Origin of the sequence: Asticcacaulis sp. (genome assembly GCF_020217185.1) — a bacterium.
Taxonomy (GTDB): domain Bacteria; phylum Pseudomonadota; class Alphaproteobacteria; order Caulobacterales; family Caulobacteraceae; genus Asticcacaulis.
Genome location: NZ_JAIWNX010000105.1, coordinates 1 through 10,000, shown reverse-complemented (window position 1 = coordinate 10,000; position 10,000 = coordinate 1). Strand labels below are relative to the sequence as shown.

Sequence of the window (10,000 nt, the reverse complement as noted above, 5' to 3'; positions counted from 1 at the left end):
ATGGAAGCCTATGGCATGATCATCCCCAATTCCGTGGTGGTGGGCAGCGCCAAACACGCGCCCGAGCCCAGGGTGTGGTTTGAGGCCGATCCGGCCATGCTGGCGGTCGCCGCTAAACTTGAGCAGACGGAACTGGCTCACTGTACGGCGGACGGGCGCTGCCTTGATCACAGACCGCAACTGCATGTGGGCGGGGATGCGGTATCGTCGCCGGCCTTTGTCGATAATGCCGATTACCGCGACTATCTGCACCGTGCGTTCAATGCTCGTGTGGCGGATATGGAAAGCGCAGCCGTGGGGCAGGTGGCCTTTGCCAATGACGTGCCGTTCATCGTCTTCCGCAGCCTGTCCGATCTGGCGGGCGGTGACGAACACGCCAATCAGATGGCCACCTTCATGGCGCTGGCCTCGGAAAATTCAGCCACAGTCGTGTGCCGGTTTATCCGGGCCTTGCCGGCAAAATAAGGGCCGCAAGGCGCTTGCGTCTTCATACCTCCCCAGCGTGCTGGGGAGGGGGACCGCACGAGCCGCCGAAGGCGGTGAGATGTGGTGGTGGGGGACTTTGTATCGCGGTGCAAAATTTCAGCTTGCGGAACATCGTCCGCCGGGCGCTAATGAAACCGATTTTGTATGTGGGGACGATATGGGCTTTCTCGACAGATATTTTGGCCTGAGCGCGCAGGGCACCACGGTGCGGACCGAGGTCATGGCCGGTTTCACCACCTTTCTGACCATGGCCTATATCGTGCTGGTCAATCCGGCCATCCTGTCGCAGACGGGGATGCCGCTGGCGGCGGTGGCGGCGGCGACCTGCGCGTCGGCGGCTTTTGCCTCGATCCTGATGGGGCTGGTGGCCAACTATCCGCTGGCCATGGCGCCGGGCATGGGGCTCAACGCCTATTTCACCTTTACCGTGGTCAAGGGGATGGGGCTGCCGTGGCAGACGGCGCTGGGCTGCGTCTTTCTGTCGGGGGTGTGCTTCCTCTTGCTGACGCTCGGCGGGGTGCGTCAGATGATCGTCAACGCCATCCCCAAGCCCCTGTTCGCCGCCGTAGCGGGCGGCATAGGCCTGTTTATCGCCTTTATCGGCCTGAAAGAGGCCGGCATAATCGTCGCCAGTCCGGCCACCACCGTGGCGCTGGGTGACCTCAAAACACCGGCCCCGGCACTGGCCCTGCTGGGGCTGCTGATCATCGCGGTGCTGAGCGCCTGGCGTATCAAGGGCGCGGTGCTGATCGGTATACTGGCGACCACCGCGGCGGCGTGGGGTCTGGGGCAGGTGACCTATCAGCCGACACCCTATGACCTCAAGGCGCTGACCGCGACGGCCTTTGCGCTGGATATTCCGGCGGCGCTCGATATCGGCAAGACGGGCTTTGGCATCCTCGAAATTGTATTCGTGTTTCTGTTTGTCGATCTTTTCGACAATGTCGGCACACTGGTCGGCGTCTCCAAGCGCGCCGGGCTGATGCAGCCCGACGGCAGCATCCCGCGCCTCAACAAGATCCTGTTCACCGACTCGATCGCCTCGATGGCCGGGGCGGTAATGGGCACCTCGACCGTCACCAGCTATATCGAAAGCGCGGCGGGTGTGGCCGAAGGCGGCCGCACGGGCCTGACGGCGGTGGTGACGGGGTTGCTGTTCCTTGTGGCGCTGTTCTTCGCGCCCTATGCGCAGTTCATCCCGGCGGCGGCCACGGCACCGGCCCTGATTATCGTCGGTGCGCTGATGATGGCCCCGCTGAAAGAGATCGACTGGGAGGACGCGGGTGTCTCTGTTCCGGCCTTCCTGATTCTGATCGGGATTCCCCTGACCTTTTCCATTGCCAACGGGCTGGCCTTCGGCATCACGGCCTATGCGGTGATCAAGCTGCTGCGCGGTAAAGCGCGCCTTGGCGACTGGCTGTTGCTGGTGCTGGCCGGGCTGTTTGTGGCGCGTTTTATCTGGTTGAGTGCGGGCTAGACCGGTATGACTTTTAATGGAATCGTAATTCAAGCGCCTCCCCTGATTTCAGGGGAGGCGCTATAGCGATAAGCCGTTTCCATCTAAAATCATTTCGATCTAGGGGTTTGAAGTCCCTGTCTTGTCTACGCGATTGGCGTCATAGGCCGCATCCGGACCCTTCGCGGTCGGGCTGTCGCGGTTGGTGGCGGTAAAGGCGACGACAAATCCGATCAGGACGATCACAAGGGCGATAATGCCCCACGGCAGACGACGGCGCGGCAAATTGCCGGGACCTTCGGGGCCGCTGCGGGTCAGCGCGTCGCCGCGCGCGTGCAACGGGTCTTCGGAATGGGTCATGACAGGGCTCCTCAGTAAAGACTCTCAGGATGCGCCCTGCGACGGAAAACCACAGTGCCAAAAGGCGTCCGGTTTGTAAGAATGCGCTATCGACGATCTGTGTTGCGTTGCATTCACAAACCCCATTGCGTTTGTAACTTTTGTTGAAGAGGCTTGCCGCTTAAGGCCTTGCGTTTTGCTGCATCGCAAACTAAATTGAAGATGTTCAGCGCGCTGCGCTGATTGCCCTTCCTGGGCGTTTCCTCCCTGTAAACTTTAAGCCGCGCCGAAATGCGCGGCTTTTTTTTGCCCGAAATCCGGGACCACTTAGCTTTTGGGGGGCAAATCGAAATTTAGCGTCTTGCAGCCATTGCACGACGCGCAGCCGGAGTCGCACCCGGCGGCCGTTTTGGCAGCGGGCTTGAGGCCCAGACGGCGGGCCACGCCTTCAACGGTTTTCGGAAACAGGCGGCGCGCCATCATGGCAGCAGCCACGGCCACAATGACCGCAACGATCAGGGTCTGGATCAGGTCGTAGCTCATCCCGTCACCATCTTCGTTACGCTATAGGTCAGGAACGAGGCCAGATAGGCCAGAGCGAACAGGTAACCAGCCGTAATCCCGACGAACTTCCACGAATTGGTTTCGCGGCGGATGACGGCAAGCGTCGAAAGGCACTGCGGCGCAAAGATGTACCAGGCCAGAAGCGAGAAGCCGGTGGCCAGCGACCATTGCGCCGCGACCGTTGCCTGCAACTGATTGGCCACGGCGTCTTCGGAGCCGGAAATGGCATAGACCGTCCCCAGCGCCGACACGGCCACTTCGCGGGCGGCCATGCCGGGGATCAGGGCGATACAGATTTCCCACGTAAAGCCGATGGGGCGGAAGATCGGCTCGATGGCGTGGCCGATCATGCCGGCAAAGGAATAGTCGATGGCCGGTTGCGTGGCGTTAGCGGGGGCGCGCGGGAAGGTGGCCAGCACCCACAACAGCGTATTGGCGGCGAAGATGACGCCGGTGATCCGGCGCATGAAAATGCCGGCGCGCTCCCACAGGCCCAGCGCCAGATTGCGCGGATTGGGCAGGCGGTAGGAGGGCAGCTCCATCAGCAGCATGGCCGGGCTCTTGTCCGTGCGCAGCAGCTTCATCACCCAGGCGACGATCAGGGCCGACAGGATACCGGCAATGTACAGCCCGAACAGCACAAGACCCTGAAAGCTGAGGACGCCCCACACCTGACGTTCGGGGATGAAGGCGGCGATCAGCAGGGCATAGACGGGCAGGCGCGCCGAACAGGTCATCAGCGGCGCGATCATGATGGTGGTCAGGCGGTCGCGGATGTCGTGGATCGAGCGCGTGGCCATGACGCCCGGAATGGCGCAGGCAAACGACGACAAAAGCGGGATAAAAGCCCGCCCGGTCAGGCCCGCCCGCGCCATCAGCGTATCGAGCAGGAAGGCGGCGCGCGGCAGGTAGCCCGACTCTTCGAGCACCAGAATAAAGAAGAACAGGATCAGGATCTGCGGCAGGAAGACCAGTACCGAGCCTACCCCACTGATCATGGCGTCGGCGATAAAGCTCTGCAACAGGCCTTCGGGCATGTGGGCGCGTACCATTTCGGCGGCCCAGCCGAACAGGCCCTCTATCCCGTCCATCAGCGGCGTCGCCCAGGCGAAGACGGCCTGAAACACCACGAACATCAACAGGGCGAGGATGGGCAGGCCAAACACCGGATTGAGCAGGACGCCATCCAGCTGGTCGTCGATCTTCGCCGTAAAGCTTGGCATGGTGACGGCCGCGTTGAGAATATCGCGCACCTCAAGGTGCACGTCGCGCTCGGTCGGGGCGATCTTCGGCGCTTCGATCGACTGCGTGTCGATGTGTTCGATCAGGTGTTTGGCACCGCCCCCGGCAATGGCCACGGTCTGGATGACCGGAATGCCCAGCAGGGCCTGAAGCCGGTCCTGATCAATGTGGATGCCGCGCTTGTGCGCCGCGTCCATCATGTTGAGCGCCAGCACCATCGGGCGGCCCAGCTTGCGGATTTCCAGCACAAAGCGCAGGTTGAGGCGCAGATTGGTCGCATCGGCCACGCAGACGATCACGTCGGGCGCGCCGACTTCGGCCACCTTGCCCATACAGACGTCGCGGGTGATGATTTCGTCGGGGCCCAGCGCATCGAGGCTGTAGGCACCGGGCAGGTCCAGCACCTTGATCGTGCGGCCGGACGGGGCGGTAAAGCTGCCCTCCTTGCGCTCGACCGTCACACCGGCGAAGTTGGCGACCTTCTGGCGCGCGCCGGTGAGCTGGTTGAACAGGGCGGTCTTGCCGCAATTGGGGTTTCCAACCAATACTATAGAAATGGGCGCGATCAGCAGTCCGGACATCTCAGCACGCGCTCCTTACGCTGTACGCACCTGAACCCGGTCGGCTTCGGCGCGGCGCAGCGCGAAACGGGTAAAGCCAATCTGGATCAGCAGGGGTTCGGCCCCGAACGGGCCTTTGGCCACGACCTTCACCGGCTCATCGACGACGAAGCCCAGTTCGCGCAACCGACGGCCGACGCGGTCATCGGCACTGAGATCGGCGACATCGACGACGATGGCGGCGCTATGCAGAGGCAGATCGCTGAGTTTCATATCGGGGACGCGGGTCAGACTTGCAAGTGAGAATGATTATAAAGTGGCTCTTACGCAATTGAAACCGTCCTGACAACGGTTTTGTCCGTGCTCTGTGATCTTAGGCGTCAGGCAAACGGTTTCAGATGCAATAAAAACAAGCGACTGTGCGGCCTGCGGCGGATGGCTGCACCCTTTACGAACGCCCTCTCAGTGTTTAGGAAGCGCCTGTATCGCGGAGCTTGTTATGAATATCGACGCCTTCCCTCAGCTTGAAATCGTGCCGGTCACCGGGCCGATCACCGGGGCCGTGGTGGTGCCGGGTTCGAAATCCCTGACCAACCGCGCCTTTCTGGTGGCGGCGCTCGCCAAGGGGGAAAGCACGCTGTCGGGGGTGCTGACCAGCGACGATACGGTGCATATGGCGACCGCCCTGAAGCAGATGGGGGTGGAGATCGAGGCGATCGATTCCACCACGGTCAGGCTGCGCTCGTCTGGCAAGCTGAAAGCGCCGGCTCAGCCGTTGTTTCTCGGCAATGCGGGTACGGCGACGCGGTTTCTGACGGCGGCGGTGGCCCTGGCCGACGGGGCGGTGGTGATTGACGGCGACGCGCACATGCGCAAGCGGCCCATCCTGCCGCTGGTCGAGGCCCTGACGCGGCTGGGGGTCGAGGTGTCGGCCCCGACCGGCTGTCCGCCGGTGACGGTGATGGCGCGCGGCGGCTTTTCCGGCGATGTCGTAGACATTGACGCAGGTTTGTCGAGCCAGTACGTGTCGGCGCTTCTGATGCTGGCGGCCTGCGGCGATAAGCCTGTCGAGGTGCGGCTGCGCGGCGATCACGGCATCGGCGGGCGCGGCTATATCGACCTCACTCTGGGTGTGATGCAGGCCTTTGGCGCGAAGGTGTCGCAGCCGTCGGACGGCGTGTGGCGCGTGGAACCGACCGGCTATGTGGCGGCGGACTATCCCATCGAACCGGACGCCTCCTCCTGCACCTATCTGTGGGCGGCCGAGGTGCTGACCGGCGGTCAGATCGACTTTCAGATGGACACGGCGGCCCTGACCCAGCCGGACGCCAGGGCGCGCGACGTCATCATGAGCTGGCCGCACATGCCCGCCGTCATCGACGGCTCGCAGATGCAGGACGCCGTGCCGACGCTGGCCGTTCTGGCGGCATTTAACCAGACGCCGGTGCGCTTTGTTGGCATTGCCAATCTGCGGGTGAAGGAGTGCGACCGCGTGAGCGCCGTGTGTGACGGGCTGAACGCCCTGCGCGCCGGGCTGGCCCACGAAGAGGGCGACGACCTGATCGTCCATGCAGATCCGGCACTGATCGGCACGACGACGAAGGCCGTGATCGACACGCACAATGACCACCGCATTGCCATGTGCTTTTCGCTGGCCGGGCTGATGATGGCGGGCGTGGTGATCGACAATCCGAAATGCGTGTCCAAGACCTTCCCGACCTATTGGGACGTGCTGCAAAGCCTCGGTGTGGGGTTGAAGCATCCGTAGGGGTTAGCCACCAAAAACACGAAAAGTCACGAACACTGCGCGTGTGGAAACGTCTTTGCCCGCAGGGCTATTTTCCGTCTGTGACGCACACAATAATCAGACGCTTCGCGCTTAGACTGCGCGCAATGAAGTTCGTGTCTTTTCGTGTTTTTCATGGCTAAATTTTTCTCCCCATGCCAGCATGACCCCATGCAAATCCTTCGTCGTCTTCTGCTGATCGCCCTTGCGCTTTTTGCCGTGCCGGCTCTGGCGCGGGCCGAAGAGGTGCGCGTTGCCGTCGCCGCCAACTTCACCGACACAGCAAAACTGATCGCCAGCGCCTTTGAAAAGAAGACCGGCCACACCGTCACCCAGAGCTTCGGGGCGTCGGGTCAGTTCTATGCGCAAATAAAGAACGGCGCGCCCTTCGATGTCTTCCTCAGCGCCGATGCCGAACGCCCGCTGCGCCTTGAGGCCGAGGGGTTGACGGTCAAAGGCACGCGCTTTGTCTATGCCTATGGCAAGCTGGTCCTGTGGAGCGCCGATAGGCGCGTGGACGCCAAGGGCGCGGTCCTCAGCAAAGGCGCGTTCGACAAGCTGGCCATCGCCGATCCGGCGGCGGCTCCCTATGGCGTGGCGGCGGTCGAGACCCTGACCCGGCTGGGCCTCTATGACCGCCTGAAAGCGAAGATCGTCAAGGGCGGCAATATTTCCCAGACCTATACCTTTGTGGCCACGGGGGCGGCGGAACTGGGCTTTGTCGCCCTGTCGCAGGTGCAGGGCAAGGGCGGATCGTCGTGGCGGGTGCCGGCCCACCTCTATACGCCCATTGATCAGCAGGCCGTGCTGCTGAACACCGGCGCAAGCAATCCCGCCGCCAGAGCCTATATGGCCTTTTTTCGCTCGCCCGAGGCGGTGAAGATCATCCGTTCGCACGGCTATGAGGTCCGCTGAACCCATGTGGGAGGCCATCCGCGTCACCTTGCTGCTGGCCGCCGTGACCACGCCCCTGCTTCTGCTGCTGGCGACGCCGCTGGCGTGGTGGCTGGCCAAAGGGACGGGGTGGGTGCGCGATACGGTGGCTGCCGTGGTGGCCCTGCCCATCGTCCTGCCGCCAACGGTGCTGGGCTTTTATCTGCTGATCGCGCTGGGACCGCACAGCCCGCTGATGGGGCTGTTGCAGCCGTTCGGCGTCCGGACACTGGCCTTCACCTTTACCGGGCTGGTCATCGGCTCTCTGGTCTATTCGCTGCCCTTTGCCGTGCAGCCCATCCGCAACGCGTTTGAGGCCATGGGGCCGCGCCCGCTGGAGGTCGCCGCCACCTTGCGCGCCTCGCCCTGGGACGCCTTCTGGTCGGTCGCCCTGCCGCAGGCACGACGCGGCTATGTGACGGCGGCGCTGCTGGTCTTTGCGCACACCATCGGTGAATTCGGCGTGGTGCTGATGATCGGCGGGGCCATTCCGGGGCAGACCGAGGTCGTCTCCATCCGCATCTTTCAGGCGGTGGAACAGCTCAACTTTGCCGAAGCGCATCTGATCTCCGGCGGCCTGCTGGCCTTCTCCTTCGTGGCCCTGATGGTCATGCTGGTCATCGACCGGCGCTTCGGCGCGCGCTCGGCGGGGATACGGCCATGATTCAGGTCGATCTCAGCGGTACGGTGGGTGATCTGGCGCTGTCGCTGCGTTTTGAGGCCGGGGCCGGGCTGACGGCGCTGATGGGCCCGTCCGGGTCCGGCAAGACGACGCTGCTGCGCGCCGTGGCCGGGCTGGAGCGCCTGAGCGGGCGGGTGCAGGTGGGTGACGCTGTCTGGCAGGCGGAGGACCACTTTGTGCCCGTGCACAAACGCGCTGTCGGCTATGTGTTTCAGGAGCCGTCGCTGTTTAGCCACTTGTCGGTCGAAGGTAATCTCGATTTTGCACTTAAGCGCAGTCCGAAAGATGTCGATAAAACCGGAATTATAGAACTGTTGCGCATCCGCACGCTGCTGCCGCGTCAGGTTACCCGGTTGTCGGGCGGGGAGCGTCAGCGCGTGGCGATCGCGCGGGCGTTACTGTCCGGGCCAGACCTGCTGCTGATGGATGAGCCGCTGTCGAGCCTCGATCAGGCGGCGCGGGCCGAGATACTGCCGCTGATCCGCGACGTGGCTGAGCGCGTGCCGGTGCTCTATGTCAGCCACGACCCGCTGGAAGTGGCGCGCCTGACGCAGCAGATCATCTACATCCTAAACGGACGCCTGAGCGCGCGCCCGGCGGTGACGCTGGACGGCCTGTCTCAGGCCGAAATCGAGGCGCTGGCGCTCAAGGCCTTGGGTTCATAATCTACCCCCCGACAAGTTGGGAGGTATAAAAGACTACATCCCCGTCGAGATGGCGGCGGTGGCGTCGGGCACTTTTTGCAGCTCCGAGGCGGCGACCTTGCCGACCGGAAAGCGGTCATCGTCCCACACCACATGCACCATATCGGAACCACTTTTGCGGGCCTCGCCGGGCGGCACGATCAGGTTGTCATCGGCGGGGTCATGGCTGACCGTGCCGAGGCCTTTTTCGGTGTGTTCGACGCGCTCGCCGTCCTGAAAGCTGTGCGGGGGGATGTCGTCGGCCATGGGCATGCTCCTTGTCACAGAAGCGGCCATGATCGAAAAACCGGCATAAGTAGGCAATAGGATAAGCTGCGTCAGGGCATATACTGCCCGCCATTGATATGCACGATCTGACCGGTGACGTAGCCGCTCAGGCGATCGGAGGCGAGATAGAGCACCGTGCCCACGCAGTCCTCCGGCGTGCCGATGCGCCCCAGTTGCGTGGCGTTCTTCATCGCTTCCATGCGATCAGCTGGCGTTGCCGCGTGGAAGGGTGTGCCGATGACGCCGGGCGCGATGGCGTTGACGCGGATGCCGCGTTTGGCCAGATCGCGCGCCATATGCCGCGTCAGATTGTGAACATAGGCCTTGGCACAGGCATAGTGGCCCGACCCCGGCCCGCCGCCATCATTACCCGCAATCGAGCCGACATTGATGATGCTGCCGCCGCCCTGCTGTTCGATCAGCGGCACGGCGGTCTGAGAGGCATTGATCACCGCGCGCACATTGAGGTTCATCACCGTGTCATAAAGCGCGTCGTCGATTTCCATGAACGGGCGGCGGCCGCACAGGCTGCCCGCATTGTTGACGAGAATGTCGAGCTTGCCGAGCTTTTGCGCGGCTGCCTCGACCATGCCTTTGGCCGTTTTCGGGTCGGTCAGGTCGGCCTGCACGATGACCGCTGTGCCGCCCGCAGCCGTGATGGCGTCGGCCACGGCCTGAGCGCCTTCGGCATTCGAGGCGTAATGGATGGCGACCGCCGCGCCGCAGTCGGCAAAGCCCCTGGCGACGGCGGCGCCTATGCCCGACGAGGCGCCGGTGATGAGTACGGATTTGCCTTTGAGGTCATTCAACATAGGGAGTCCAGTCTGGAGTCGGCATCCGGGCCATCTGGCCCAGAACCGTGGGAGCGAGTTTGGTGAAGTCCGGATGGTGGTTGGCAGCGGTCAGGGTGATAAAGCGCACCCGGACATTGGCGGCGAAGGCGGCCTTTTTCAGCGCCTCGCCTTCGCTGAAAGGGATGAT

The 10,000-nt window shown here is 63.2% G+C and carries 13 protein-coding genes; 6 read left to right on the top strand and 7 right to left on the bottom strand.

What is annotated here, in order from left to right; translation table 11 throughout:
• Positions 1–465 (top strand): 5'-methylthioadenosine/S-adenosylhomocysteine nucleosidase (locus LDL37_RS05260; protein ID WP_290795288.1); only part of this gene is annotated, 465 nt, incomplete at its 5' end.
• 178 nt (positions 466–643) lie between these two features.
• Entirely contained in the window at positions 644–1,963 is a 1,320-nt protein-coding gene (locus LDL37_RS05255; RefSeq protein ID WP_290795286.1) for an NCS2 family permease, read from the top strand.
• Between the two features lie 99 nt (positions 1,964–2,062).
• Here the strand turns inward: LDL37_RS05255 and LDL37_RS05250 are convergent, their stop codons facing one another.
• From LDL37_RS05250 to LDL37_RS05235, 4 genes are all read right to left on the bottom strand, one after another.
• Positions 2,063–2,302: a hypothetical protein gene (locus tag LDL37_RS05250; protein WP_272742483.1), complete on the bottom strand. Its 240-nt coding sequence runs from the start codon at positions 2,300–2,302 to the stop codon at positions 2,063–2,065.
• 306 nt (positions 2,303–2,608) lie between these two features.
• The gene (locus LDL37_RS05245) at positions 2,609–2,824 is read right to left on the bottom strand and encodes a DUF6587 family protein (protein ID WP_290795283.1); all 216 of its coding nucleotides are present in this window, start codon (positions 2,822–2,824) and stop codon (positions 2,609–2,611) included.
• Positions 2,821–4,668, bottom strand: coding sequence for a ferrous iron transporter B (locus LDL37_RS05240; protein ID WP_290795281.1), 1,848 nt, complete (start codon positions 4,666–4,668; stop codon positions 2,821–2,823). Before LDL37_RS05240 ends, LDL37_RS05245 begins: the two co-directional genes overlap by 4 nt.
• Positions 4,669–4,683: 15 nt before the next feature.
• Positions 4,684–4,920 carry a FeoA family protein gene (locus LDL37_RS05235; protein WP_290795279.1) on the bottom strand — a complete coding sequence of 79 codons (237 nt, stop codon included), beginning with the start codon at positions 4,918–4,920 and terminating at the stop codon, positions 4,684–4,686.
• Positions 4,921–5,146: 226 nt separating this feature from the next.
• On the opposite strand from LDL37_RS05235, the gene LDL37_RS05230 reads away from it, so the two are divergent.
• From LDL37_RS05230 to LDL37_RS05215, 4 genes are all read left to right on the top strand, one after another.
• Complete coding sequence (locus tag LDL37_RS05230) at positions 5,147–6,415, top strand: 3-phosphoshikimate 1-carboxyvinyltransferase (protein ID WP_290795277.1); 1,269 nt, start codon at positions 5,147–5,149, stop codon at positions 6,413–6,415.
• A 189-nt stretch (positions 6,416–6,604) separates the two neighbouring features.
• The gene (gene modA / locus LDL37_RS05225) at positions 6,605–7,348 is read left to right on the top strand and encodes a molybdate ABC transporter substrate-binding protein (protein ID WP_290795275.1); all 744 of its coding nucleotides are present in this window, start codon (positions 6,605–6,607) and stop codon (positions 7,346–7,348) included.
• 4 nt (positions 7,349–7,352) lie between these two features.
• A complete protein-coding gene (gene modB / locus LDL37_RS05220; RefSeq protein ID WP_126421242.1) occupies positions 7,353–8,030 on the top strand; it encodes a molybdate ABC transporter permease subunit in 678 nt (225 codons plus the stop codon).
• Entirely contained in the window at positions 8,027–8,713 is a 687-nt protein-coding gene (locus LDL37_RS05215) for an ATP-binding cassette domain-containing protein (protein ID WP_290795272.1), read from the top strand. Before modB ends, LDL37_RS05215 begins: the two co-directional genes overlap by 4 nt.
• Before the next feature lie 33 nt (positions 8,714–8,746).
• On the opposite strand, the gene LDL37_RS05210 is transcribed toward LDL37_RS05215, so the two are convergent.
• The 3 genes from LDL37_RS05210 to LDL37_RS05200 form a co-directional block, all read right to left on the bottom strand.
• The gene (locus LDL37_RS05210; protein ID WP_290795270.1) at positions 8,747–8,998 is read right to left on the bottom strand and encodes a hypothetical protein; all 252 of its coding nucleotides are present in this window, start codon (positions 8,996–8,998) and stop codon (positions 8,747–8,749) included.
• A gap of 71 nt (positions 8,999–9,069) precedes the next feature.
• Positions 9,070–9,831, bottom strand: coding sequence for a glucose 1-dehydrogenase (locus tag LDL37_RS05205; protein ID WP_290795268.1), 762 nt, complete (start codon positions 9,829–9,831; stop codon positions 9,070–9,072).
• A partial coding sequence (locus LDL37_RS05200; protein ID WP_290795266.1) for a hypothetical protein occupies positions 9,821–10,000 on the bottom strand: 180 nt, incomplete at its 5' end. The genes LDL37_RS05205 and LDL37_RS05200, both read right to left, overlap by 11 nt.